Origin of the sequence: Corynebacterium sp. LaCa117, assembly GCF_046717765.1 — a bacterium.
Taxonomy (GTDB): Bacteria; Actinomycetota; Actinomycetes; order Mycobacteriales; family Mycobacteriaceae; genus Corynebacterium; species Corynebacterium kefirresidentii.
The window spans coordinates 258,567-281,903 of sequence record NZ_CP177102.1 but is presented as its reverse complement, the minus strand read 5'-3'; the positions used below and the strand labels follow the sequence as shown (position 1 = coordinate 281,903).

Genomic DNA, 23,337 nt, shown 5'->3' with positions numbered 1-23,337 from the left:
TGTTTGGGGATTGTCTAATCTATTGACCAATCCCTTCTTTCCTGTTGACGGGGTGTTTTATCTAGGTAGAATAGAACATGTAAACGAACAGGAAGGGAGGGATTATGCAGACCACCAAACACGCGGAGATAGACTCCGCCATCGCCCAAGTTGCCGCCGGGTTAACCCAACTGCGCGGCCTCATGCAGGATCCCTCCGACCTCTCTTTCGAGCTTCTTCACCCTCATTTCGAGCACCTGGAAAGGGCCCTGGGCAACAAGGCCGCTATTGACGCTGCCTTCGCCTTCATCGCGGAGCGCGATGACGCCGGCCGCCGCGTAGGCTCCTCCAAGGCCAAGGACTACCTGACCGCCCGCCTAGGTCTTAGCGAGTCCGAAGTCGCCGCCCGCCTGCGCAACGGGCGCAACCTTTTTGCCCCTATCCCCGAACCGGAGCCCACTCCCCCACCTGCTGATCCCAATGCTGACGACGCCGCACGCGCACAGGCCGAGGAAGAAGCCCGCCGCGCCGACCGCGAGCGCCGCGAGGAAGAAAAGCGCCGCAAAAAGCTTTTCGAAGAAGAGCCTATCCCTGAGCGCATCCTTAACCTCATCGAGAATGAGCTACGTAGCCTCAGCAAGTACGCCATCCCTGGCCCAAGCGAACTGCGCAACCAGGCCCTCGAACAGGCCAAGCGCCGCTCCTTCGATTCCCTACGCGAGTGGCTGCGTAAGGCAGTTCGCAAGGCGAATAAGCACGCCCTCAATCCTGCCGGCGAGCCCGATCCGCACGCCGCTACCCGCAAGCGGCGCTTTAGCATCTCCCGCCAAGATGCTGACGGCGGTGTGCATATCTCCGGATACCTCGACGCCTCCGCGGCCGCCATCCTTGCCAGCGCCTTTGCGCCCGCTAAGAATAAGGGCAGCGCCGATCTCAGCGCCGAGGATGATACCCGCACTTATGCCCAGCGCATGGCGGACCAATTGACCGCTGCCTTGTCGAGCTACCTTTCTGCCACCCAAAAGAACTCAGCGGGCCTTGGCTCTTTCTTCGTCGCCACCACCTTGGAAGAACTGGAGGCGATGGGCGGCGATACCCGCTTCGCCACCAGCACCGGCATCGAGCTTTCTCCGCTCAATCTCCTCCGCTTGGGTGCCGCGCAGCATGATTTCTTCTGTGCGGTGGATGAGAAGGGCTTTCCCCTCGAACTTGGCCGCACCAAGCGCACCGCTTCCCTCTGGCAGAAGCTCGCCCTCGCGGCCTCCGAGCTTGTCTGCACCCACCCCGAGTGCCACCGCCCCTGGCAGGACTGCGATGTCCACCATCTGCAGGCTTGGTCTCACGGCGGCGCTACCGACCTCAAGAACCTCACGCTGCTGTGCCGTCGCCACCACGTAGACAATAACGACTACCGCGATGGCCGCAACGGAATGGGTCACGCCGAGCGGGACCCCGCTACCGGCCGGGTGGGCTACCGGGCCGCGCACGCGAGCGGGCTATCGCCCACAGTAGAGGTCAACGACCACCCCGCCGCGGAACAAGCCCCGGCACGCAGGCTCACTGATCCGCCCTCGCCACCACCGTCTCCCCCGGGCGCGGCCTGACCTCTTGCGCGCGGGCCCGCGGCCTGCCACAGCAGCCCGTCCGACTGCCCTACACTGGATAACCATGCAAACGATGCTCGTCACTGGCGGCGCCGGTTTTATCGGCGCCAATTTCGTGCGCCTCATGCGCCAGGCGCGCCCCGATACCCGCGTTACGGTGCTCGATAAGCTCACCTACGCCGGAAACCGCGCCAACCTCGCCGATCTGGATATTGACTTCGTCGAGGGTGATATCGCCGATTCTGCGACGGTAGAACCGCTCGTCGCTGCCGCCGATGTAGTAGTTCACTTCGCCGCCGAATCCCATAACGACAATTCTTTGCGTGACCCTTCCCCCTTCCTCCACACGAATATCGTGGGCACGTTCACGCTGTTGGAGGCGTGCCGGAAGCACGATACCCGCTTCCACCATGTCTCCACCGATGAGGTTTTCGGCGATCTCGAGATTGGGGCAGAAACCAAGTTTGACGAGAACACCGCCTACGCCCCCTCCAGCCCGTACTCCGCCACCAAGGCAGGTTCTGACCATCTCGTGCGCGCATGGGTGCGTTCTTTTGGGCTGCGCGCCACCATCTCGAATTGCTCCAATAATTATGGGCCGTATCAGCACATCGAGAAGTTCATTCCCCGCCAGATCACCAATATTCTCTCCGGCCGCACGCCCAAGCTTTATGGGACGGGCGAGCAGGTCCGCGATTGGATTCATGTCGATGACCACAACGAGGCAGTGCTCGCCATCCTAGAGCGCGGCCGGATTGGAGAGACCTACGCTATCGGCGCGGATCAGCCAGATATCAGCAATAAGCAGGTCATCGAGCTTATCTGCGAGATCATGGGCCACACCCGCGATGGACGCGCGCTCTATGAGCACGTGGCGGACCGCCCCGGCCATGATCAACGCTATGCCATGGATGCCACCAAGCTGCGCCGCGAGCTGGGCTGGGCGCCGCGGTTTACGGATATCCGCGCCGGCCTCGAAGACACCATCGCCTGGTACCGCGATAACGAAGACTGGTGGAAGCCCGAGAAAGAAGACGTAGAGACCCGCTACAAGCAGCAAGGACAGTAGACATGCACATAACTGAAACCGCCATCCCGGGACTACTCATCATCGACCTCGACGTGCACGGGGACAATCGCGGCTGGTTCAAAGAAAATTGGCAGCGGGAAAAGCTCACCAGCCTCGCGCCCGAACTCGCGAGCTTTCAGCCGGTGCAGAACAATATTTCCTTCAACCACGCCGGCGCTACCCGTGGGCTGCACGCCGAGCCTTGGGACAAGCTCATCTCGGTGGCACAGGGCAAGATTTTTGGTGCGTGGTGCGACCTGCGCGAGGGGTCGGAGAGCTTCGGCGAGGTTATTACCCACGAGATTGGGCCGGAGACGGCGGTGTTTGTGCCGCGGGGCGTCGCCAATGGCTTTCAAGCGCTGGAGGATACCTCTTATAGTTACCTGGTCAATGAGCACTGGTCGGCCGAGGCGCGCTATGCCGCGGTGAACCTCGACATCGTGGACTGGCCGATGGTGCCCACCGAGGTTTCTGAGAAAGACAAGCAGCACCCCAGCCTCGAAGAGGTGAGCCCGATGCCCGCCCGGCGCATCCTCGTCACGGGTGCAAATGGGCAGTTGGGTAGGGCGTTGAAGCGCCTGCTTGGCGACGCCGAATTTTGCTCCCATGCCGACTTCGACATCACCAATCCGCCGGAGCGAAATTGGAAGCAGTACTCGACCATCATTAACTGCGCGGCGTACAACGACGTCAACGGCGCCGAAAACGACCGCGCCGCTGCCTGGGCCGTCAACGCGGAAGGACCGGCACAGCTGGCACGCATCGCCGCAGAAAACCAGATCACGCTGGTGCATGTCTCGAGCGACTATATCTTCGATGGGGCGAACGAGGTCCACACCGAGGCGGAGTTGCCGTCGCCGCTCAGTGCGTACGGGGCGTCGAAAGCCGCGGGTGATACCGCCGCGCAGACTGCGCCGCAGCACTACGTCATCCGTACTTCCTGGGTCTTTGGCGATGGGGAAAATTTCATGTCCACCATGCGCCGGCTGGCTAATAAGGGCGTGGAGCCGAAGGTCATCCATGACCAGCGCGGCCGCCCCACGTTTGCCGAGGACCTAGCCAAGGGCATCGTGCACCTGCTCCAGTCCGGCGCGGACTACGGCGTGTATAACCTGTCCAATTCGGGCGATACCGTGGGCCGCGATGAGATTGCCATGGCGGTATTCATCGGGCTCGGCCACGATCCGTCCGAGGTCACGCCAGTGACGACCGAGCAGTACCGCGAAATCGTGGGACCCGAGGCACCGCGACCCAAGGAATCGACGTTTGCGCTAGATAAAATCGAGGCCACCGGCTTCAAGCCGCAGAATTGGCGCGCCGCGCTGGCCCTGTACCTAGCGCTCTACCCGGAGGATTAAATGAAGGGCATCATCTTAGCCGGCGGTTCCGGCACGCGGCTCTACCCGATTACCAAGGGCATCTCGAAGCAGCTCATGCCCATTTATGACAAGCCGATGATTTACTATCCGCTGACCACGCTCATCCAGGCGGGTATTCGGGAAATCCTCATCATCACCACCCCGGAGGATGCGGGTGCCTTCCAACGCCTCTTTGGTGATGGCTCCCAGCTCGGACTCATGATCGATTATGCGGTCCAGCCGCGGCCGGAGGGACTCGCGCAGGCTTTCTTGATTGGCGAGGATTTTATTGGAGACGATAGCGTCGCGCTGGTGCTCGGCGATAATATCTTCCATGGCTTCGGCGGCGAGCTCACCCACTGCCAGGATCCGGAGGGTGGCATCATTTTTGCTTACGAGGTCTCGGATCCGCAGCGCTACGGCGTGGTGGAATTCGACGCCGCGGGGCATGCGCTCAGCATCGAAGAGAAGCCGGAGGTCCCGCGCTCAAACCACGCGGTGGTGGGCTTGTATTTCTATGACAACTCCGTCGTGGACATTGCCAAGGGCATCCAGCCCAGCGGCCGCGGCGAATTGGAAATCACGGCCGTCAATGAGGAGTACCTGCGCCGCGACGAGCTGAATGTTCAGCGGCTGCACCGCGGTAGCGTCTGGCTCGATACCGGCACGGTGGACTCTATGAGTGAGGCTTCCGCCTATGTTGAGGTGATGCAAAAGCGCACCGGGATCGTTATCGGATCGCCCGAGGTTGCTGCCTATGAGGCGGGCTTTATCGACCGCGCCCAGCTAGAAGCACTCGCCGAGCCGCTGCTTAAGTCTGGCTACGGCGAGTACCTGCGGGCGTACTAACGGCTAGTAACCGCGCTCGATGTATTCGTCGAGGCGCGCGGCCTCCGCGCCCACCGTGGTGGCGTCGCCATGCCCAGGCAGGACCTTGGTGTCTTCCGGAAGCGTGAAGACCACGTTCTTCAGCGACTCGATGATCACATCGAAGTCGGAGTACTTGCGGCCGGTGGCGCCTGGGCCGCCGTTGAAGAGCGTATCGCCCGACAGTAGCGTCTCGCCCACGTGCAGCACCACGCAGCCCGGCGAGTGGCCAGGGGTGTGGTAGACCGTGATTTTCTCGCCGCCGATATCGAATTGACCGCGATCCGCCAGCGGCGTATACGGGGCATCGCCGTTGGATTCCTGCCACAGCATGTCATCGTCCGGGTGTAGATAGACCTCGGTGTCGAAGCGCTTGGCGGCCTCGGGTGCGAGCTCGCAGTGATCGTTGTGCGCGTGGGTGAGCAGGATTCCTTCCACGTGGCGATCGCCTACCAGCTCCGCTACGGCATCGAGATCGTGAGAGGGATCCACCACATAAACATTGGAGTCATCGCCCACGACGTAGACGTTATTGTCCACGTCCCACTCGCCACCATCGAGGCGGAACTTGCCGGACGTAACTGTGCTATCGATCCGCATTAGAACTCCACCACCGAACGCAGGACCTTGCCGGACTTCATGGTGGCGAAGGCCTGCTCGACGTCGTCAAGCGCAATGCGCTCGGAGACGAACTTTTCTAGCGGGAAATTTCCGGCCTTGGACAGCGCTACATAAGCGGGGAAATCGCGCTCCGGGAGGCAATCGCCGTACCACGCTGGCTTGATGGAACCGCCGCGGCCGTAGAGGTCGATGGCGGGGATATCCACGTGGTCGGTGAGGTTAGGCACGCCCACCATGACCATGCGTCCGGCATGGTCGCGGGAGTAGAAGGCCTGGCGCCAGGTGGGCTGGATGCCCACGGCGTCGATGGAAACGTCGGTGCCGAAGCCGCCGGTGAGCTCGCGGACGGCGTCGATGACTTCCTGTTCCGAGAGGTCCTTGGAGCAGATGGTATCGGTCGCGCCGAATTCGCGAGCGGTCTCCAGCTTGGCTTCGTCGATGTCCACGGCGATGATCTTTGCCGCGGCCGCCAGCTTGGCGCCGGCAATGGCAGCCATGCCAACGCCGCCGCAGCCGAAGACGGCTACGGACTCGCCGAGCTGGATGTCACCGGTATTCACGGCCGCGCCGAGACCCGCCATGATGCCGCAGCCCAGCAGGCCAGCAGCGGCTGGGTCGGTATCTTCCACCTTGGTGCACTGGCCCTCGTGGACCAAGGTCTTTTCCGCGAAGGAACCGATGCCCAGCGCAGGGGTGAGCTCGGTGCCGTCCTCGAGGGTCATCTTCTTAGAGGCGTTGTGGGTATTGAAGCAGTACTTCGGCTCACCCTTCTTGCAGGCGCGGCACTCGCCGCATACGGCGCGCCAGTTCAAAATGACGAAGTCGCCCTCCTCTACGTGGGTGACCGCAGAACCTACGGTCTCCACCACGCCCGCGGCCTCGTGGCCGAGCAGGAAGGGGAAGGCGTCTTCGATATCGCCATCGCGGTAAGCAAGGTCGGTGTGGCATACGCCGCAGGCCTGCACGCGCACGATGACGTCATTAGGGCCGGGGTCGGGGACAACGATATTGACGGTTTCGACTTCCGCGCCCTTGGAACGGGCAATAACAGCTTTTACAGTCATGCGCCCGAGCGTACCGATATTTTCAAAATCGGCGCATTAATGAAAATCTTTTTTAGGAGTGGGCAATGACATTGGCCGCATGCTCGTGGCCGCGCTGGTTCATGTGGATGGGCAGGTTGCCATCGCCAGCGCTAAAGTCCACCAGACCAGCCCACATGCGCTGATTTGCATCGGCACACATGCCGTTATTGCGGGTGGAAGGTTTCATATCCAAGAACTGCACGCCAGTACGTGCCGCCAGGTCCACCTGCATCCACTGCGCCTTATTCTCAAAGTCCTGAATGCCGGGCAGGAAGGTGGAATCAGCTGGGCGCGGACCGAAATGGAAGAGGCAGTAGTACGGTCCGGTACCGATGGTGGGGTAGCCAACGATCTGCACGCGCGCATTCGGAGCCGCACGCTTGATGCGCTCAATCTGCGGTGCGGTGTGATCCGCGAACTGCTTGCGAATCTGCGGCAGATTGAGCTCGCGGTGGTTATAGGTGTCATTGAAACCGGTAGTGATTACCACACGGTTGGTAGCCGGAGTCAGCGCGCCGCTACGAATGGCCGCGTCCACCTGCTGGGAAACCTGCGGGCCGCGAGACATGGACACGGCACCGGAGCAGGAGAAATCACGCACCGGAAGGCGCAGCTTGGCGCCGGCACGCTTGGCGTAGTTATTGGAGGTAGGGCAATCCACGCCCACACCCTTAGAGGGATCGAAACGGTGAGCAAAGTAGGAGCCGGCATCTGGATCCGCGAGGACAGAATCACCGAAGGCTACTAGGTTGCGCTCCGCGGCGGAAGCTTGTGGCGCGACCGCCACACCCACTACGGCCAGCGCGGAAGCCACCACGGAGAGGACTTTGAGCTGCAGAGATTTCATGAGATCCTTTTCTAGAAACACCAGTAACTTCAGGTAACTGTAGTCACTTCTGTAACATATTTCGAGTTGGCGGCAACACCGCGCGCCTCTCTCACGATATCGTCCATGGTTACCTTTTTGTTATCTTCGCTTATTTGGAGCTACCCCAACCGTGAATTTTTCTGATTTCACATTCCACGCAGCAGCCCTCGGCCGGTTCGTGCCGGCACTCTATAACGCTGGACTCATCAGCCACCAAGGCGGCGCGAAGGCCCAGCTCAGTTTGCTACCTAACCTGGCCCGCTACCGCTTCACCACCGCGCGTGAAATTGAGCAGGGATACCTCACCTGCCCGGAGCGCCTAGCGCTTATCGACGACGACGGCACCCTCACCTACCGCCAGCTGCGCACCCACACCCAGGGCTTCGCCCGCTACCTCCGCTCGCTGAACCTGCCCGAAATCCGCCTTGGCGTGATGGCGCGCAACGGCCGCGGCATCATCATTCCGCTCGGCGCCAAGGGCTATGCGGGTGCTTCCATTTACCTGCTCAACGTGGGCTCCTCGCCGGAGCAGTTAGCGGGCTGCATCGAGGAAAACGGTATCAACGTGCTCGTGGTAGATGATGAGTTCATCGACCGCGTGGATACCGATATTCCCGTCATCATCGCGCACGATACCGGGGCAAGCGAGCTGCCGAAGCTAGACAAGATTGTGAAGAATCCACCGGCCGTGGAGCTGCCGCGTTTTCCCAAGCACGGCTCCATCGTGCTCATGTCCTCCGGTACCACGGGTATTCCGAAGGGAATTGTGCGGCCGGAGCCAACCCTGCCGGTGGTGCTGGCCTCCATCGTGGATACGATTCCGTGGCGCGCCGACCAGCGCCTGCAGCTGACCGCCTCCATTTTTCACACCTGGGGTTGGGCCTGCATCAATATCGCGCTCGGCCTGCGCAATACCATCGTCACCCGCCGCGTATTCGACGCGGAGCAGGTGCTTGACGATGTCCAGCGCTACCGCCTCGATGGCATGATCTCCTCCCCTATCTTCTTTAAGCGCTTGGTAGAGCGGGATCCGGCCGGTGAGTTCGATGCCTCGAGCCTGAAATTCATCGCTTCGGCCGGCAATGCGCTGACCCCGGAGGTGGTCAAGGAGACCAATGCGCGCTTCGGCGCCATCCTCTGCAATGTCTATGGCTCCACCGAGCTCGCGCTGGCAACGACCGCCAGCATGGACCAGGTGGCCGCCAACCCCACCATCGCCGGACGCGTAGCCTCCGGCACGAAGCTGCGCATCCTCGATAAGGAAGGCCACCCGGTGCCGCGCGGCGAGGTAGGCGAGATTTACCTGACCAACTCCACCGCAATGACCGGCTATACCAATCCCAACCTGCGCCTCAATAAGATCGACGGACTCATCTCCATCGGTGACCTGGGCTATATCGACGAGCATGATTTCTTGCACGTGGTCGGCCGCGCCGATGACATGATCATCGTCGGCGGCGAAAATGTTCATCCCCAATCCGTCACCGAGGTCCTCGAAGCCATGCCCGGCATCCACGAGGTCCATGCCGGTGGCGTGGAAGATAGCGAGACCTTCCAGCGCATCGCCGTGTGGGCGGTGCCTACTGCCGACACCACCGGAAAGGCCCTCACGGCCGACGCCATCCGCGAGTGGGTCCGCACCAAGCTTGCTGATCACTCCGTGCCGCGCGATGTGCACTTCATGGACAAGCTCCCGCGCAACGCCACCGGCAAGGTGGTCCCGCGCCTGCTGAATAATCACGGCGACGCTTAAGCCACCCGCTCCCCTACAACGGCGAAAGGCCGCAGGCTATATAACCTGCGACCACTGTGGAGCCGCCTGCGAGAATCGAACTCGCGACCTTTTCATTACGAGAAAGATTAAAGGGAACTGCGAGTGTCAGAAACCCCGCTTTTCTAGGCATTTTAATTTCGCCGCATACCCCTAAATCACCCTCAATTTCTAGCGAGTGTAGCCATTTTGTAGCCGCAAGCCATAGTTTCTTCGCGGACTCCACCAAAATCTAGACGTTCAACTTCACTGGTTCTCCGCATCGGATGAACCGACCACACGAATACTTCTCAACGCTGCCGTCCCCCACGCTACGGCGCGAACCCATTTGCTCCGCCAACTCCACAAACACATGCAGACCGCAGCCGCTAACGGATTTCTCTACATAGACAACGGGTTCATCGATTGCATCGATGATGTCACGCGCCCACGACTTCACAACACCATTCCCAATGGCGTTGTCCAGGTCGTAACACCCGATACCGTCGCCCAGCATGAAACCAAAACCGTCGCCAGCTTTTGATTTCAGCACCTTCGAATACGTTGACCACGTGGCGGGATTCGTTGACGAAGCAGCGGTGCCATCAATCTGAATAGGCCGCTTGCCTGCAGCTCGTGCCCAGCGGGCGGTGTCCCGCATGACTGCGGGGATTGGGGTGGCGCGCCGACGGCGATAGGCGCGTTGACGGCAAGCATTTGAGCAGAACCGAGGCAGCCGACCTCGGGCGCCCCCAATTCCGAGTGGAGAGCCACATTCTTTGCAGGTCATGCAACCAATTCTACCATAGTGTTACGAATTAACCACGTTGACCAGCGGATATCTTTTCATGGGTATACACCCGCAAAAATCAAGGGCCAAAATAAGCACGCCCACCACAACAGCCATCCAACCGCCCAAACGCCGCCCAGAACGCCACACAACCACCCGAACAACCCCCACCAGGGCAAATCCCCTAACCCGTACACAGACATTTACCCTATGCCGTCTGGGGCCGCGGGCTGCGAAGAAAGCCGACACCTCCCCCACCCCCGTAAGGAAAGCGTCGGCCGGGCCACTACTTGCCAGTGATGGTGATTCGGCTTAGGGCTTCGGGTTGAATCGAACCCATGCCAACTCGCATGTAGGAAAGAAGACCGGAAGTCATCCGGTTGAAGTCCGCCATTTCATCGAACTTCAGGGTCACATCTTCACGCAGCGAGAGGTAGACACGATCGCCTGGCACTGCCCAGATTACATTGTCAGGGCAGTACTTGGATGCCTTGAGGGGAACGCCTGCGATGGTCATGGTTCCGGGCGCGTCAGCGGTGCCTAGCAGTGGCTCCTGGGATGTGTCAGCACGCTTGAGCTTAGCGAGCTTAGTCAGCGTTGCCGGCGACATGATGAAGCTGGTGACGGTGGCGTCGAGTTCCTGGGCGTGCTGGATAGCGTCGAGGAACATGTCCAAGTTCTGCAGCGGGCCGGTGATTGCTTTTGCCGCGTCCTTGTAGGAGCCAAGGCCGGTGAATGGGGAGTCCTTGGACTCGTCGAGGTAGCCCTTATCGACGGTGTTCATGAGTCGACGAGTGAGGGATTCGCCATAGATTCCGATGGTGGGGAAGTTGACACCATTGAGCTGTTCCCAAGGAACTTCGGCGCGGGCTGCGAGCTTGAGGTGATCAATGGAAAGCACTTCAGCCTTCGGGGCAGTAGCGATTGGGACTTCGCCGCCTTCAGCAACAATGCCAGGATAGTCCGCGCCGGTGCCTGCATAGTCGCTAGTGATGATAGGGATTTCCACCGCGTGGCCCTTAGTAGGGCGGATGACGGTGGCGGTGGTTGCCGCTACGGATTGGTTGAGCAGTGGCAGGGTGATGAGGGCGTTAATCTCATCTTGGTTGAATACCTTATGTCGCGGGGAGTCTAGCCCCAGGTCGACGGGGGAAGTAGTAGAGGTCATGGTTTCTCCTTTACTTATCGAATGTTGAATGCGGTTGCCCAGCTGGTTTCGTGGGACAATTCCTGAACTCCGCTACCGGGCTTGTAGTGCTCCATTGGCATGTTGCTCGGTGGGGCGGGCTTGGGCATGGCCTTAGCGACGCGAGAAGCTATATCAATGGCCGCGTTAGCCATTTCCGGGGTGCAGTCCGCGAGGTGGTCTCGTAGGGCGTCACGGGCTTCTTCAGGCAGTGTCAGTGCATCAGCTAAGTGAGTATGGTCGCCGGCCGGTGAAGACTCGCGCTCCTGTAGCTCGTTTGCTTCAGGCTCCTGGTCGTGACGCTCGTCGACGGTGCTGTCGGCATCAGGTTCTACAGCTTCGGTTTCTTTTTCGACTTCAGCCAATTCAGTGTCGTCACTCATGGGCACCTACTTCCTGCGAGGAGTCTGTGTGCGGTCGACGGAGACCAGTCCACCAAGTTCAGTAACTGGGCGGACGATTCCGTCCTTATCGCATACGGCGGCGACCGTAACCTCGTAAGTGGTTTCATCGGCTCGCGGTAACCATGCGGTAGGGAAACCGCCGGGGTGTTCTGCGCGGGAATCGTTGCCTTGGATTGCCAGGGTCATAAAACCCACTACGTCGAACTTGTTGCCGTCCTTGAAGCGGGCGGTGAGTTGTCGGTCAGTGGGATGAAAACTAATCACATTCGCGCCGTCTAACTTCACGAGTGTGCATCCTCCTTATCGTCTCGAAGGTGTGGCGGGAAAAGCCACACACCTTTGTGCAGTTGTCCACCAAGGTCCCGTGCATGCCTTTGGATATGGCGAGTGCTGTATCCGCTTTGCTTTGCTAGGTCTTTGGTGGTCAACCATGAGTTTGGATCGGGGGTGCTGGATTCATGTCGCGCTTGTCGTTGCTGCAGATGTTTGGTGGCGGCGGTGTCAATCTCCTCAATAAGGGCGCGCTCGATGGGGGACAGCTGCCGACCGTGCTTCAAGGAATACCCAGCACCAGCCTTGGTGAGTACTCGTAGTGCCTGCAATTCTTGGCGGGTGTAGGCGAACACAATAGGGGAAGTAATCAGCACGATGATTCTTCCTCCGGCTGCTCGTCATGGTGAAAGTTCTCTACCGTGTCGACGAGGGCGTCGGCCAAGCGGTAGATGTCTTGGTCCTTGATTTCAATGACAGCTAGGGGCCGGGCGTTGCCTTTACCGTTAATGTGGATGCGCATTACAAGGTGACGCGAGGAGCGCTTCACGCTCGCAACCTCTAAGCGTCCAGTTGCCCAGCGGCTAGAAAAAGTACGGAATCGAGTTCTCATGCTGTCTCCTTACGCACGTACAGGCCGTGCTCGTTGATTCGAATTAGCCCTTTCATTTGAAGGTGTTCAATGACGGTGTAGAAGTCATCGACTTGGTCGAGCTGCTTTTGGGTGAGGTGCTTTTGGATCTGTTTGGTGGACTGTCCCCGCGTGGTGTCGAGGGCGTTGAGGACAGCGTCCTCTAGGTCGTTGGGCTGTGGCGTGGTGGAGGTGTTGAGGGCGAAAAGTTGTCCAGTTGGGCCAGTGTGTGGCCCGTGGCCCGACTGTGGATTCTGCCTAGTTGGGCCACTGTGTTTTGCCTGCATATCGCCAGTTGGGCCAGTTGGGCCACTGTTATTTACCCCTAGGGGAGTGTTGGCCCGAATGTCCCTACTGGGAAGCGACCACGTTGCAACACGTGGGAATCCTTGGGAGTGGGATTCTCCTCCTAGCTTTTTGAAGGCACGCTTGATGGTGCGTTCCGAAGCAACGTCTGCCTTCTTCGCTGCCTTAAGCACCTCAGATCGTGGTGTGGGGCCGCGCTCGGTGAGGTAGTCCTGCAACCAAACTTCGGCACCGGTTCGGTCATCTCGATCGTCATCGTCTTGGCTTTCGAGGAGATCAGTCGCGGGCATGTCCGTGAATTCTCCCCACTCAATGGCTCCTAACTCTGTGAGCGTCCCATCGTCGAGAGCTACGGGGCGCGGAACAATGCGGGCTTCGCGGGAAACGATGCCCCTAGCCAGGTTGGCCTTTGTGTTCGTGACGATTAAGCGGCCGTCCTCGTCTACGGCTGCAGACAAGACGCTTCGGGCTATCTGGCTCCATGCAATTGAGCCAAGGAGAAGCCGGCCGGTGTCTTTTCCTTCCTTTTTGCCGAAGTGCGCCAGCCCAACGATGGTGATGTTGTACTTGTCGGCGGCTGCTGCCAGTGGTTCAAGAAACTGGCGGACATGGTCGTCCTTGTAGCCGTCGAGCTTCGGGTCCATTGAGCTTTTAGCCGCGTCGAGAACTACGAACTTCACGCCCTGGTCGACGAGCTCGCGAAACAGAATCTCAGTGTCTTGAGGTAGGCGAAGATGCCCTTCGCTACCTGTTTCGGTCTCCACGTCAATGAAGAAAACATTGTCGAGGTTCGCCCCTGCAGCTTGCAGGCGGGGCCTAACCGTAAACGAGCGAGAATCCTCGGAGTTGAGATAGGCACATTTCACGCCCTGGCTACTGAACTCAGCTACCCAACCGCACGCGATGGTGGATTTACCGATACCTTCACGCCCTGCAAGGAGAGTGAGCATGCCGGCTGGAATCCATTCCTTAATGAGCCAATCAACTTTTTCGGTTTTAATGCTGCTTGCCTGAATCAATTTCACGCGCCGGCGCCCTACCTTGTCACCTACTGGTTTCAGGTCGGTGGCGTTGAGTCCGGCTGCGATATGGTCGGAGAGGTCCTTGCCTGCAGCGGCTTTAACGATGCGTACCGATTCTGGTCGTGCATTGTGTCCCGTGAGATAGGTGAAGACCTTGTCAGCCCGCTTTTCACCCGGTTTATCATCGTCGGCGACAATGACAACGTCGCGGTCTTTAAGCGGTGCCCAGTCGGCTTTATCAGGCCCGGTGCTCGCTCCTTGGGCTTGAGACACTGCAGCTGCACCCCACACGTTGGTGGCGGTGTTAACGTCTTTTTCGCCTTCTACTACGTAAACGGGACCGGGTAGGGATAGTGACTGCAGTCCGTAAAGATTAGTGCCTTTGGTGTTGCCAGTTTGGCGGAAGTATTTTTCAGGCGATCGGTGGACGAGCCGGCCGTCACCGTAGTCATAGCGGGCGCCGCTTGGCTCGTCGTACAGGTCGGCAAGTGAGAGACCAAGACTGTCGAGGACAGTGTCAATGTCTCCGTTGTGGCAATAGACGAGGAGCTGGTCACCGTTATACGTGATGCTGGTTCCCCGGTCTTGGTCGCTATGGCCCGGGGTTTGCACCTGGGCGCGTTTACCGGATTCAAGTTCGCGGTAGTGAAGTCCTGCCGTGTCGGCTGCTTCGAGGAATCGTTGGTAGGAATTTACAGCGCTTGGCACTTATCGTCTTCCTTCGGGTCGGGGTGGGTATGGATTGTCCGCCAGCTCTACTTGTTTGGTTGTTGCTTCCCCGTGTTGTGGGGCTGGTGCCCTCCAGCGGCTCGAACGCTGGTGCCTGCCAGTAGGGCTAATTGGATTGGTTTAGCTTGCGATTAGGTCGAGGAATGTCTGATGGCATTCGTTGAGGTAGTCGCACGCTTCACGCAGGGTTGAGAAGACGTAGTAGTCTTCGCCTGCGAGTTCTTGGACGCTCCAGCCTCCATCGGTGGGACGGAGCGGAACCATTACCCGCGGTGGCGATGCGAGGTAGTTGAACTCCCCAATCGGGCGGTTCTCCCGGTACTTGGACCATCTGATGACCATTCCGAGATATTCCTCGTTGAGGAAGGTATAGAAACAGCCAACGTAGGGATCGTCGGTGACGAGTTCGGATTCGTAGTTCGAGCGGTCTAGTTCGGAGAAGCTGTATTTGTTCACGGTGTGCTCCTTATGCTGCGAGGGTGTTGGGGAGGTCGAGGTGTTGGAGTAGGTCTTCGGCGTCAGCAACGAGAAGAAGATCCGCTACTGAAAGAAGAGCGTCCGCATTAACTGGCATTACTCGTCACCTTCTCCCCAAGAGTTCAGACCGGCGCGCTCTAGGTCGAGGTCGTCAATGGCCTTCATGGCGTCGAGAACGGTCATGTAGTCGCCGCCTTCGCGGTAGCGCTCAACGAGCATGTATTGCAGGTCCATAGGGGACCAGTCAGAATGGCCCGTGATGCGAGTGATTTCTTCGCGCCTGCGGGCATCATGACGGGCGGATTCTTCTTGGTGCTCCTTGGCGGCGTCACGCTCCTGTTGCACCACCTGGTGGCACTCCTCAACGAGGGAGCGGAGCTGCTTAGTCAGCACAGTGTTAGCTTTCTGAACTTCTCCGAATTTCGCGTCGAGGTCCCGGAACTCGGCCGGGCTGGCGTTGAGTGATTCCTCGTTGATTTGGCGAAGGGCCCGGTTGTTGTTGGAGATAGCGGCCTGAACCTTGCCGATAGCGCGGCGAAGTTCACGGCTGCTATGATTGGTCTTATTCGAGTGCGCTGCAGTCTCGTTGTTTCCCTCGTTGGCGTTCCCAGCACCAACGGGGGTTTTCTTATGCTTAATGGTCATTGGTGGAATCTCCCTCTCCGTGGTTGAAGTAGACCTCGATGCAGTCCGCAATGTCTTTTGCGATTTGAGAGAGTTCGAGTTGGCGCTCTGCTAAGTCCTTTCCACTCTCCGGCTCCTTTGCCATGTCTTCGATGGTGAGAGCGGTCATTGAAAGATATTCCCTGATTTGGCTGGCCTTTAGCTGGGCAAGCTTTAGGGGTGTTTCTCCATATGGGCCTTCGCTGACGAACTTGTTCCTGGTCTTGTCGATTTCCTCGTTGAGAAGCGCAATGTTTATAGCGCGGTCGGTGAATGACTGCAGTTGCGAAGCGACAATTTCAGCTTCGGTATAGTTGCTCATTTTTCTTTTCTCCTTAAGCAACGTTGTTTTGCGGTGGTACTGGGGCGTCCGGGGTGCCGTTCGGGTGCATCGTGGTGATGTTGTCCGGGCGGTAACGCACACCCTCCGGGTCGGTCACGACTTCGCCCTTGTAGTGCAGACGAACCGGAAGCCCATTGCTGTAATGAGTGGCGCGGTGCACGTTGTGATGCATGGCTTCTTTGCGGACCGCTTCGCGGATACCGTCGAGAATGTAGATAGCGTTCTGCAGGTTGTCAGGCAGCTCGTCGAACTCCGGGCAACGACCGTCGATGTCCTGAATTTCTGCGTTAACGGCGTCGAGTGAAGCGAGCACACTATCAGCGAGATACGCCAGCGAGTCCTGGGGAAGGTAGCGCTTCATCACCTACGCCACCTCCTTCGGCAACTCGTCGGTGCGGGTTCGGAGCTGGGAATGCTCCCAGTCGAGGATGTCGGCTACGCGGTAGAAGACGCCCTTCCCTACCTTGAAGAACTTCGGGCCGTTACCTTTGTAGCGCTGTTGAGCAAGCGCTCCCTTAGTCATGTGCCAGCGCTCACCTAGCTGTCCTGGCGTCAAAATGTCATCCATTGATGAGCCTTTCTTTGGTTCACGTTACACAGTCACGCGTGTTTGTAGACTGTGTTAAATACAGATAAGCACACCTTTAGCTCACTGTCAATCACCAGATTTTGTAGACTGTAGCCATGCAGCAAGAAGTTAAGTCATTAGCCGAGGTAGTTGGCGAAAACGTAAAACGCCTTCGCGGCGAAAAAAGTATGGAAACCGTAGCTTCTGCAGCTCGGGCCTTCGGCCTAAATTGGTCTGCAGGCAGTGTCAGTGCGATTGAAAGCGGAAACTTTAAAGTCACGGTCGAAACCCTGATGGCGCTAACCAGCATTCTCAACAACGAGGAGAATTGGATTCGCGGTGAAGACGATGTTGAGGCCTATGCATTAGGACCAAAAATCGACGAGCTGTTTAAGTCTGACTCCCCCATTGCTGTCGGAAAAGGATCCGTCACTACTCATTCAGCAATTTTGAAGTGGCTGCACGGTTCCCAATTGGAAACCAGACTCGCGCCAGGAATGCTTGAGAAGGCAAAAGAAATGATTGCCGTTCCGTCTTCTCGCGTAAGGTCACTGAACCTGCCTGAAGGGACAACTTTCGGCGATTTACGCACTAAATACCGCAACCCCACAGCGGGCGAAGAACGAGCTGCAAAAAGAGCTGGCGTTGACGTATTTGAACTGTTAGCGTGGTCGGATTCTTTATGGGCAATGCGGTTCGAAGAGCGCCGCGACAAGTTGGCGGGAGAAGGTTCCACCCCGCAAAAGAAGGGGCGCGTAACGCGTAACCTCATCTCTGATATTCAGGCAGCGATGGATTCTGATGGCAAGCATTGAGCCTTATTACCTCAAGTACAAAGAGGGGGACGAGAAAGCCAAGAAGCGCGCTCTGCGATACATGGTGCAATACCGCACCCCAGACCGAAAGCTCACCAAAAAGCGCGGATTTAAGCGCAAAGGTGACGCACAAGATTTTGCAGACGAGGTCGAACGTACCAAGAAAACCGGTACTTTCATCCACCCCCAAGCCGGTAAGGCCGAAATTTCGAAGGTCTACGAGCTATGGCTCCCCTCCCAAGAATCCCTCGCCCCTCGCACCAAACGGACCAACCTAAGCGCCTATAACGTCCACGTAAAACCACGGTGGGGTTCCTGGCCCGTTGATTCCATTACAGCGCCGCATGTACGTAAATGGGTGGCGGACATGCAGTCGGAAGGCAAGAAACGCGACACCATCCTCCGCGCCGTCTATGTCCTCCGCGCACTGTGCGAAACAGCGGTCGAGTCCCGAATGATTGCCGCTAACCCAGTACAGAAGATCACCGTTAAACGAGAATCAACAGCGCGTCGCGGATACCTCACACCAAAACAAGTTGAAGTCTTAGCGGCAGTCCAGGGCACTGACAACGAGCGGACGATAATTTACACGATGGCCTATTGCGGTCCACGAATTAGCGAAATTGCCGCGCTCAATGTCGAAGACCTAGACGAGAACACCCGTCGACTTCATATCGACAAGGCGGTGAAAGATTATGGGGTCATTGGTCCCACGAAAACCTATGAGAATCGCCGTGTACCTGTCCCCCGCTTCCTGTTTGAGCAACTAACTGAACTTATTGCCGGCCGCGAACCCAACGCCCCGCTTTTCCTGTCTAAGGACGGTCAACGGCTTGATGTTGGAAATTATCGCGCTCGAATTTTTAAACCAAGCGTCGATGAAGCCAAAAAGAAGTGGAAGGAGGATGGACACACGGGGGAATTTCCTACCGTCCTACCTCACGGGCTGCGCCATACCTGCGCCAGCTTGGCTATTAGCGTTGGCGCGAACGTCAAAGCAGTCCAGGCGCTTCTAGGCCACGAATCGGCGGCAGTCACCCTAAACATCTATGCGGATCTGTTCCCGGATGATTTGAACCAAGTTGGAGACGCCTTAAATGCGCTGCATAATGACGTGGAATAACGTCGAGGTGTAGCCATTTTGTAGCCATTTGGGCTATACCCTCAACGAAACAGAAAGCACCCTAAACCGTTATTGCTGGTAAAGGGTGCTTTTTAGTGGAGCCGCCTGCGAGAATCGAACTCGCGACCTTTTCATTACGAGTGAAATGCTCTACCGACTGAGCTAAGGCGGCACGCTGCTTGGCACACGCCAGTGCAGCAAGAGAAAGTTTAACCTAGGGGCGCCGCGGAATAGAAATCGGGCCCCACCTACAGGCACGCGCGGCGCAGCCGGCCCACCAACCCGTCGAAGGCAATCTGCGTGCCGACGTTTTGTGTGAGCTGCTCGCGGCATAACGTGATGGCGGCCTGGCAGTCCAGCAGGCCTTCCTCACTCACGCGTTGCGCTAGCTCGCCAGAAAGACCGGCGAAGTCCGGGTGGGTCAGGTCCACCTGCGCGCCGACTTTCTGCATGAGCGCATCGCGGTACACACCGGAGAGATCGATAAGTACTAAATCCAGGTTGTCGATCACGCGCCGCTTCGCCCGCTTCTTGTGCTGCTCCTGCAGATCCTTAATGGCGGATCGGGCATCGCGCTGCGCTTTAGCCGCGCCTTTGCCCTTCGCACCTACGCCGAGGGTCTGCTCCAGCTTCGCCAGTTCGGCCTCTTCCTGTTCCTTATGCGATTCCTTCGCCTCCGAATCGACCAATTTCAGCAGCGAGGTGACCGCCTGGAAGCCTTGGGAGCCGTGGAAGACCTCTTCTGCCAAGTTGATAGCCACCGCGCGGCGTTTTTGCACCGCCGGGTCGTTGACGAGGCGCCGTGCCCGGCCAACGTGGCGGAGGGAGGTAAGGGCGGCCAAGTGGGCGTCGTGATCCGAAGCGCCCTCGCTGACCAGCTGGGCGGTAATGCTCTCTACGGACGGGGAGGGGATGTAGAGGTGGCGGCAGCGTGAGCGGAGGGTCTGGGAGAAGTCCTCGGGGGCGTCGGAAGGAGCGCACATGATGATCACTGTGCGCGCCGGCGGCTCTTCCACGGTCTTGAGCAGGGCATTCGCACCGTTGTTATTGAGGCGGTCGGCATTGTTAAAGATCACCACGCGCCAGGGCGCCACCGTGGGCAGGCTCGCGGCGCGGCCGATGACCTCGCGCACCGTATCCACCGGAATGATGACTTCCTGCGGATCCACCAGCACCAAGTCAGTATGCTGCTTCGCATCCAGCACCGCCTGGCAGGCCTCGCACCGGCCGCAGCCCGGCTCTTCCGGGTCCGTGCACATGAGTGCGGCCGCAAAATCGAGGGCGGCCAGGGATCGGCCGGAGCCCGGCGGGCCGGTCAATAGCCAGGAATGGCTCATTGCCCGCGGGTCTGCTCCCGGCATCCCCCGAGCTGCCCGAGCGGCATCCAGGATGGTGCGGGCCACGCCTGGGGTATCTGCCAATCTTTGCGCAACGCTTCCGGTATTCACTCGCCCTAGCCTACTGGTCTTACTAAAGTATGAAGACATGAACAGACTATTGCGCGGCGCACGATGGCTCATGGGAACCCAATGGCCGGTCTACGCTGCCTTAGTCCTCGGTGCGAACCTCATCGGCGCCATCGCGATCATGACATTCGTCCTCTATTTCCTTCCCATGCCGGAAATCAAGGACTTTGCCGCCGAGCTGCCAAGCTTGATGGGTGTCGCCGCGGTGTACCTCATCTTCGCCGTGATTATCGGAATTGCCGTAACCCTCCTGCTCTTCCGCCCGGTGCTGGACTGGCAGCGCAACCCAGACGAGCACGATCCAAATATGGTGCGCAACCTAGTGCTGCGCATCCCCGTATACCAATCCGCAGTAGCGGCCGCGGTATGGCTCATCGGCATCATTTTGGCCGTGGTCATTTCCGGGCGGGAGTCCAGCCGCTTGGGGCTTGTCGTAGGCGTATCCGCTACCCTGGCCGGCTTGGTGGTTATCATTCTGACCTACCTGCAGGCAGAGCGCCTCGTGCGCCCAGTTGCCGCCCAGGCGGTGGCGCGGCGCTTTGAGGATTCTACGCTCGAGCCACCCATCAAATACCGCCTGATATCCACCTGGCTGATGACTTCCGGGGTGCCGCTCATCGGCATCCTCCTGGTATTGATTGCCCAGCTCACCGGGATTTTCGCTGGAACCGCCGGCGATCTTGTTCCCGCCATTACCGCCTTGGCGCTTACCGCTCTGGCTACCGGTTTTATCGGCACCAGCTTTGCGGTGATGAGCGTCGTGGACCCGATTGTGGAGCTACAGAACGCTATCAATCGGGTGCGCCGCGGTGAGACCAATGCCGAGGTCGATATCTATGACGGATCCGAGCTAGGCGTGCTGCAGGCCGGTTTTAATGAAATGATGCGTGGCCTGCGGGAGCGCAACCGCGTGCGCGATATTTTCGGCCGCTACGTCGGCAGCGAGGTGGCCCAACGTGCGTTGGAGGAGCGGCCAGAATTAGGCGGAGAGGACCGCAAAGTAGCGGTGCTTTTTATTGACGTCATCGGTTCCACCACGTTTGCCGTTAACCACTCCCCCGAAGAAGTTGTGGAGGAGCTCAATAAGTTCTTCGAGCACGTCGTCAAGGTGGTACACCGCAATAAAGGAATTATCAATAAATTCCAGGGCGATGCAGCCCTCGCGGTTTTTGGCGCTCCCCTCAACGTTTATGATTCCACCTCCATGGCCCTGCAGGCCGCCCGCGAGCTACGCGGCGAATTGCGCGGACTCGAGTTGCAAGCCGGCATCGGCGTGGCCGCGGGGCACGTTGTCGCCGGGCACATCGGCGGCGCCGATCGCTTTGAATACACCGTCATCGGTGATGCCGTCAACGAGGCCGCGCGCCTGACCGAGCTGGCCAAGGACACCCCGGGCCAAGTATTGACCAACGCCGCCACGCTCAAAACCGCTAACGAAGCTGAGCAGGCCCGCTGGACTATGATGAAATCCATTGAGCTGCGCGGCCGTCACCGCATGACCCAGCTGGCTCGCCCTATCCGCGCTACCCTGGCAGAACGTTCCGAGGTATAAAGAGGTTTTTAAGTGAGCTCAGCTCCCCGGCCCCGCATGATCGTGCCCGATGTGGCGCGCGGCATGGCCCTTCTAGGCATTGCCATGGCCAATATGACCACGGCGTGGATCATCACCACCGACCGGCCAGCAAGTTATTTCGGAGGCATCATCGATGGCAGCGTGTGGGATAAGGCGGCTGTCGTCTTCGGCGCCTTCTTTGTCCACAACCGCGGCCTGCCCATGTTTTCTACGCTGCTGGGCTTTGGCGTGGGGCTCATTGCGCTGAGCCTGTGGCGGCGCGGGTTTCCGGTGCAGGGGGCGCGCAGGGTCATCGCCAAGCGCTATGCCTTCTTGGCAGTGATGGGAGCGGCGCACATGGTGCTGCTGTTTTGGGGCGACATCATGTTCTTCTATGGGGTGACCGGAATCGTGATTGCATTCCTGCTGCGCAAGCGGGATTCCTCCCTCATGCTCGTGGCCTATATTCTATTCGCACTATGCGCGCTGGGCGGGATTGTGGCCTTCATTTCCGGCGCGCTGGATCCCCTCGGCGTGGTAGCCACGGAGGGCATCGGCACCATCGAGTCCTACCCCGATTTGCTGCTCAGCCAGCTTGTCACCCTAGGCAGCCAGGCCTTGGCCACGCCGATCATTTTATTGATGTACCTGCCCGTCATGCTGGTGGGCTTTGTGTGGGCGCGCCAGGGCGTGCTTGCCGACGTCCCCTCTCACCGCCCCACCCTCCTGCGCTGGGTCGCCGTCGCGGTGGTCATTACCGTGGTTATCGGTACCTTGTGGTCTTTGAGCACGCTTGGGGTCATCGAGCAGCGCTGGGCGAATGCGGCCAATAATGCCAACTCTTTCCTCGGCGTCTTCACTGGCCCCGGCATCCTAGCCGGACTCGCGTTGGTGCTGCAGCCAGTACAGGAGCGACTTTCGGCCGGCGCACCGCTGCCCGCGGTGCTGTGGCCCTTCGCGGCGCTGGGCAAGCGCTCCATGAGCGGCTATGTGGGGCAGTCCATCCTCTTTTTCTGCCTCGTGCACCCGTTTATGCTGAACTTCGGTCACGAGCTGGGCGCCTTCGGCCAAGCGGCGATGGCCTTCGCGGTGTGGTTGGCCACTCTCATCTTCGCCTGCGTGCTGGAAGCCTTCGACCGCCGCGGCCCCTTCGAGGCGGTGCACCGCCGCCTTTCCTATGGTCCGACGATGCAGCCGCAGTTACCGCGCTCGGGTGCGGAGAAGGCCGTCAATCAGCAGCAGATGGCCGATAACTAGGGCGCCGGTTTCGGCCGTGCACACTAGCCGCGCCTTGTGCTTGCGCTGCTTCAGCGCCGCACGCAAGGCGGTTAGACCTTCGGCCGCGACGAGCACATTAGCACCGTGACTCATGCCCTTGCCGGCGTCGGTGCGCAGCACTGGGTCGCCCGCCAATGCCGAGGTGGCAAGCACGGCCGCGCCACCCACTGCCACTGCGGCGGACGTCGGCTGGCTACGGGTAGCGGCAACGCCCGCACCCCATGCGGCCGCGCGCAGGCCCCAACCTAAAGCATCGTTGCGCGCGCCGCGGCGATACAGGCTCCAGGCATAGGCGGCGTGGTTCGCCGTTAAAGCCGCCACGCCCAGCGCCGAAGGACGGGTCAGGGTGCGGGCCTTTTCCACTTGGGCGATGACCCCGGCTAGGATACCGGCGCCAACGGCGGGCTCCTCGCGGACCGAGGCGAGCAGTCGCGGCTGTGCGCTGATATCGGATACGGCGCGCCGCAGGGCCGCAGCGCCTTCCTGGGTGCGGGCAAGAAAATCGTTCATACC

Annotated in this window: 26 protein-coding genes and 1 tRNA gene; 9 read left to right on the top strand and 18 right to left on the bottom strand. The window is 59.3% G+C overall.

From position 1 onward, the window contains the following. Window positions 1-104 precede the first annotated feature (104 nt). The 4 genes from ACLI1L_RS01465 (at window position 105) to rfbA (ending at window position 4,859) form a co-directional block, all read left to right on the top strand. A complete protein-coding gene (locus tag ACLI1L_RS01465; RefSeq protein WP_411707875.1) occupies window positions 105-1,583 on the top strand; it encodes a DUF222 domain-containing protein in 1,479 nt (492 codons plus the stop codon). 73 nt (window positions 1,584-1,656) lie between these two features. Beyond that, window positions 1,657-2,652, top strand: a complete 996-nt coding sequence (rfbB, locus tag ACLI1L_RS01460) for a dTDP-glucose 4,6-dehydratase (protein WP_411708342.1) — start codon at window positions 1,657-1,659, stop codon at window positions 2,650-2,652. 2 nt (window positions 2,653-2,654) lie between these two features. Then, on the top strand, window positions 2,655-4,010 hold the full coding sequence (locus ACLI1L_RS01455) for a sugar nucleotide-binding protein (RefSeq protein ID WP_411707874.1): 1,356 nt from the start codon (window positions 2,655-2,657) through the stop codon (window positions 4,008-4,010). Continuing rightward, window positions 4,011-4,859: a glucose-1-phosphate thymidylyltransferase RfbA gene (gene rfbA / locus ACLI1L_RS01450; RefSeq protein ID WP_248099230.1), complete on the top strand. Its 849-nt coding sequence runs from the start codon at window positions 4,011-4,013 to the stop codon at window positions 4,857-4,859. It begins immediately after the preceding gene. Between the two features lie 3 nt (window positions 4,860-4,862). Here rfbA and ACLI1L_RS01445 read toward each other — a convergent pair whose 3' ends face one another. From ACLI1L_RS01445 to ACLI1L_RS01435, 3 genes are read right to left on the bottom strand one after another with little or no spacing between them, the layout of a single operon-like run. Then, window positions 4,863-5,477: an MBL fold metallo-hydrolase gene (locus ACLI1L_RS01445; RefSeq protein WP_023020439.1), complete on the bottom strand. Its 615-nt coding sequence runs from the start codon at window positions 5,475-5,477 to the stop codon at window positions 4,863-4,865. Then, entirely contained in the window at window positions 5,477-6,562 is a 1,086-nt protein-coding gene (locus ACLI1L_RS01440; protein ID WP_049358791.1) for an S-(hydroxymethyl)mycothiol dehydrogenase, read from the bottom strand. The genes ACLI1L_RS01445 and ACLI1L_RS01440 overlap by 1 nt, the downstream gene beginning before the upstream one ends. Before the next feature lie 52 nt (window positions 6,563-6,614). Continuing rightward, window positions 6,615-7,430 (bottom strand): GDSL-type esterase/lipase family protein, encoded by an 816-nt coding sequence (locus ACLI1L_RS01435; RefSeq protein WP_167371310.1) that lies wholly within the window; start codon window positions 7,428-7,430, stop codon window positions 6,615-6,617. A 151-nt stretch (window positions 7,431-7,581) separates the two neighbouring features. On the opposite strand from ACLI1L_RS01435, the gene ACLI1L_RS01430 reads away from it, so the two are divergent. Next, the gene (locus ACLI1L_RS01430) at window positions 7,582-9,204 is read left to right on the top strand and encodes an AMP-binding protein (protein WP_411707873.1); all 1,623 of its coding nucleotides are present in this window, start codon (window positions 7,582-7,584) and stop codon (window positions 9,202-9,204) included. A 250-nt stretch (window positions 9,205-9,454) separates the two neighbouring features. Here ACLI1L_RS01430 and ACLI1L_RS01425 read toward each other — a convergent pair whose 3' ends face one another. The 12 genes from ACLI1L_RS01425 to ACLI1L_RS01370 form a co-directional block, all read right to left on the bottom strand. Further along, window positions 9,455-9,862, bottom strand: coding sequence for a hypothetical protein (locus tag ACLI1L_RS01425; protein ID WP_411707872.1), 408 nt, complete (start codon window positions 9,860-9,862; stop codon window positions 9,455-9,457). A gap of 415 nt (window positions 9,863-10,277) precedes the next feature. After that, window positions 10,278-11,159 carry a phage major capsid protein gene (locus ACLI1L_RS01420; RefSeq protein WP_411707871.1) on the bottom strand — a complete coding sequence of 294 codons (882 nt, stop codon included), beginning with the start codon at window positions 11,157-11,159 and terminating at the stop codon, window positions 10,278-10,280. A 14-nt stretch (window positions 11,160-11,173) separates the two neighbouring features. Beyond that, window positions 11,174-11,560: a hypothetical protein gene (locus ACLI1L_RS01415; RefSeq protein WP_411707870.1), complete on the bottom strand. Its 387-nt coding sequence runs from the start codon at window positions 11,558-11,560 to the stop codon at window positions 11,174-11,176. Between the two features lie 6 nt (window positions 11,561-11,566). After that, window positions 11,567-11,866 (bottom strand): hypothetical protein, encoded by a 300-nt coding sequence (locus ACLI1L_RS01410; RefSeq protein ID WP_411707869.1) that lies wholly within the window; start codon window positions 11,864-11,866, stop codon window positions 11,567-11,569. Continuing rightward, window positions 11,863-12,228, bottom strand: a complete 366-nt coding sequence (locus ACLI1L_RS01405) for a hypothetical protein (protein ID WP_411707868.1) — start codon at window positions 12,226-12,228, stop codon at window positions 11,863-11,865. Before ACLI1L_RS01405 ends, ACLI1L_RS01410 begins: the two co-directional genes overlap by 4 nt. Next, the gene (locus ACLI1L_RS01400) at window positions 12,222-12,464 is read right to left on the bottom strand and encodes a hypothetical protein (RefSeq protein WP_411707867.1); all 243 of its coding nucleotides are present in this window, start codon (window positions 12,462-12,464) and stop codon (window positions 12,222-12,224) included. Before ACLI1L_RS01400 ends, ACLI1L_RS01405 begins: the two co-directional genes overlap by 7 nt. Further along, entirely contained in the window at window positions 12,461-14,518 is a 2,058-nt protein-coding gene (locus ACLI1L_RS01395) for an AAA family ATPase (RefSeq protein ID WP_411707866.1), read from the bottom strand. Before ACLI1L_RS01395 ends, ACLI1L_RS01400 begins: the two co-directional genes overlap by 4 nt. A 141-nt stretch (window positions 14,519-14,659) precedes the next feature. Continuing rightward, window positions 14,660-14,995, bottom strand: a complete 336-nt coding sequence (locus tag ACLI1L_RS01390; protein WP_411707865.1) for a hypothetical protein — start codon at window positions 14,993-14,995, stop codon at window positions 14,660-14,662. Window positions 14,996-15,112: 117 nt separating this feature from the next. Beyond that, complete coding sequence (locus ACLI1L_RS01385) at window positions 15,113-15,661, bottom strand: hypothetical protein (RefSeq protein ID WP_411707864.1); 549 nt, start codon at window positions 15,659-15,661, stop codon at window positions 15,113-15,115. Then, the gene (locus tag ACLI1L_RS01380; protein WP_411707863.1) at window positions 15,651-16,001 is read right to left on the bottom strand and encodes a hypothetical protein; all 351 of its coding nucleotides are present in this window, start codon (window positions 15,999-16,001) and stop codon (window positions 15,651-15,653) included. The genes ACLI1L_RS01385 and ACLI1L_RS01380 overlap by 11 nt, the downstream gene beginning before the upstream one ends. Window positions 16,002-16,014: 13 nt before the next feature. Continuing rightward, the gene (locus ACLI1L_RS01375) at window positions 16,015-16,386 is read right to left on the bottom strand and encodes a hypothetical protein (RefSeq protein ID WP_411707862.1); all 372 of its coding nucleotides are present in this window, start codon (window positions 16,384-16,386) and stop codon (window positions 16,015-16,017) included. Then, window positions 16,387-16,590, bottom strand: a complete 204-nt coding sequence (locus ACLI1L_RS01370) for a DNA-binding protein (protein WP_411707861.1) — start codon at window positions 16,588-16,590, stop codon at window positions 16,387-16,389. It abuts the gene before it with no gap. Between the two features lie 116 nt (window positions 16,591-16,706). Between ACLI1L_RS01370 and ACLI1L_RS01365 the strand changes: the two genes are divergently transcribed. Together ACLI1L_RS01365 and ACLI1L_RS01360 are read left to right on the top strand one after the other, a co-directional pair. Continuing rightward, a complete protein-coding gene (locus tag ACLI1L_RS01365) occupies window positions 16,707-17,405 on the top strand; it encodes a helix-turn-helix domain-containing protein (RefSeq protein ID WP_411707860.1) in 699 nt (232 codons plus the stop codon). Continuing rightward, window positions 17,392-18,528, top strand: a complete 1,137-nt coding sequence (locus tag ACLI1L_RS01360) for a tyrosine-type recombinase/integrase (RefSeq protein ID WP_411707859.1) — start codon at window positions 17,392-17,394, stop codon at window positions 18,526-18,528. Before ACLI1L_RS01365 ends, ACLI1L_RS01360 begins: the two co-directional genes overlap by 14 nt. 96 nt (window positions 18,529-18,624) lie before the next feature. On the opposite strand, the gene ACLI1L_RS01355 is transcribed toward ACLI1L_RS01360, so the two are convergent. Together ACLI1L_RS01355 and ACLI1L_RS01350 are read right to left on the bottom strand one after the other, a co-directional pair. Continuing rightward, window positions 18,625-18,700, bottom strand: a tRNA-Thr gene (locus ACLI1L_RS01355). Window positions 18,701-18,776: 76 nt separating this feature from the next. After that, window positions 18,777-19,976 (bottom strand): DNA polymerase III subunit delta', encoded by a 1,200-nt coding sequence (locus tag ACLI1L_RS01350; RefSeq protein WP_411707858.1) that lies wholly within the window; start codon window positions 19,974-19,976, stop codon window positions 18,777-18,779. A 37-nt stretch (window positions 19,977-20,013) separates the two neighbouring features. Between ACLI1L_RS01350 and ACLI1L_RS01345 the strand changes: the two genes are divergently transcribed. Continuing rightward, a complete protein-coding gene (locus tag ACLI1L_RS01345) occupies window positions 20,014-21,546 on the top strand; it encodes an adenylate/guanylate cyclase domain-containing protein (protein WP_411707857.1) in 1,533 nt (510 codons plus the stop codon). Between the two features lie 36 nt (window positions 21,547-21,582). Continuing rightward, a complete protein-coding gene (locus ACLI1L_RS01340; RefSeq protein WP_411708341.1) occupies window positions 21,583-22,803 on the top strand; it encodes a DUF418 domain-containing protein in 1,221 nt (406 codons plus the stop codon). On the opposite strand, the gene ACLI1L_RS01335 is transcribed toward ACLI1L_RS01340, so the two are convergent. Next, entirely contained in the window at window positions 22,747-23,334 is a 588-nt protein-coding gene (locus ACLI1L_RS01335) for a hypothetical protein (protein ID WP_411707856.1), read from the bottom strand. The genes ACLI1L_RS01340 and ACLI1L_RS01335 overlap by 57 nt on opposite strands. Window positions 23,335-23,337: the final 3 nt, after the last annotated feature.

What these genes read in the sequence shown, in the direction of transcription:
- ACLI1L_RS01385 (WP_411707864.1), bottom strand. Translation starts at nt 15,661, where the DNA reads ATGACCATTAAGCATAAGAAAACCCCCGTTGGTGCTGGGAACGCCAAC.
- ACLI1L_RS01345 (WP_411707857.1), top strand. Translation starts at nt 20,014, where the DNA reads ATGAACAGACTATTGCGCGGCGCACGATGGCTCATGGGAACCCAATGG.
- rfbA (WP_248099230.1), top strand. Translation starts at nt 4,011, where the DNA reads ATGAAGGGCATCATCTTAGCCGGCGGTTCCGGCACGCGGCTCTACCCG.
- ACLI1L_RS01380 (WP_411707863.1), bottom strand. Translation starts at nt 16,001, where the DNA reads ATGAGCAACTATACCGAAGCTGAAATTGTCGCTTCGCAACTGCAGTCA.
- ACLI1L_RS01440 (WP_049358791.1), bottom strand. Translation starts at nt 6,562, where the DNA reads ATGACTGTAAAAGCTGTTATTGCCCGTTCCAAGGGCGCGGAAGTCGAA.
- ACLI1L_RS01455 (WP_411707874.1), top strand. Translation starts at nt 2,655, where the DNA reads ATGCACATAACTGAAACCGCCATCCCGGGACTACTCATCATCGACCTC.
- ACLI1L_RS01425 (WP_411707872.1), bottom strand. Translation starts at nt 9,862, where the DNA reads ATGCGGGACACCGCCCGCTGGGCACGAGCTGCAGGCAAGCGGCCTATT.
- ACLI1L_RS01415 (WP_411707870.1), bottom strand. Translation starts at nt 11,560, where the DNA reads ATGAGTGACGACACTGAATTGGCTGAAGTCGAAAAAGAAACCGAAGCT.
- ACLI1L_RS01400 (WP_411707867.1), bottom strand. Translation starts at nt 12,464, where the DNA reads ATGAGAACTCGATTCCGTACTTTTTCTAGCCGCTGGGCAACTGGACGC.
- ACLI1L_RS01465 (WP_411707875.1), top strand. Translation starts at nt 105, where the DNA reads ATGCAGACCACCAAACACGCGGAGATAGACTCCGCCATCGCCCAAGTT.
- ACLI1L_RS01435 (WP_167371310.1), bottom strand. Translation starts at nt 7,430, where the DNA reads ATGAAATCTCTGCAGCTCAAAGTCCTCTCCGTGGTGGCTTCCGCGCTG.
- ACLI1L_RS01365 (WP_411707860.1), top strand. Translation starts at nt 16,707, where the DNA reads ATGCAGCAAGAAGTTAAGTCATTAGCCGAGGTAGTTGGCGAAAACGTA.
- ACLI1L_RS01360 (WP_411707859.1), top strand. Translation starts at nt 17,392, where the DNA reads ATGGCAAGCATTGAGCCTTATTACCTCAAGTACAAAGAGGGGGACGAG.
- ACLI1L_RS01370 (WP_411707861.1), bottom strand. Translation starts at nt 16,590, where the DNA reads ATGGATGACATTTTGACGCCAGGACAGCTAGGTGAGCGCTGGCACATG.
- ACLI1L_RS01445 (WP_023020439.1), bottom strand. Translation starts at nt 5,477, where the DNA reads ATGCGGATCGATAGCACAGTTACGTCCGGCAAGTTCCGCCTCGATGGT.
- rfbB (WP_411708342.1), top strand. Translation starts at nt 1,657, where the DNA reads ATGCTCGTCACTGGCGGCGCCGGTTTTATCGGCGCCAATTTCGTGCGC.
- ACLI1L_RS01335 (WP_411707856.1), bottom strand. Translation starts at nt 23,334, where the DNA reads ATGAACGATTTTCTTGCCCGCACCCAGGAAGGCGCTGCGGCCCTGCGG.
- ACLI1L_RS01420 (WP_411707871.1), bottom strand. Translation starts at nt 11,159, where the DNA reads ATGACCTCTACTACTTCCCCCGTCGACCTGGGGCTAGACTCCCCGCGA.
- ACLI1L_RS01340 (WP_411708341.1), top strand. Translation starts at nt 21,583, where the DNA reads ATGATCGTGCCCGATGTGGCGCGCGGCATGGCCCTTCTAGGCATTGCC.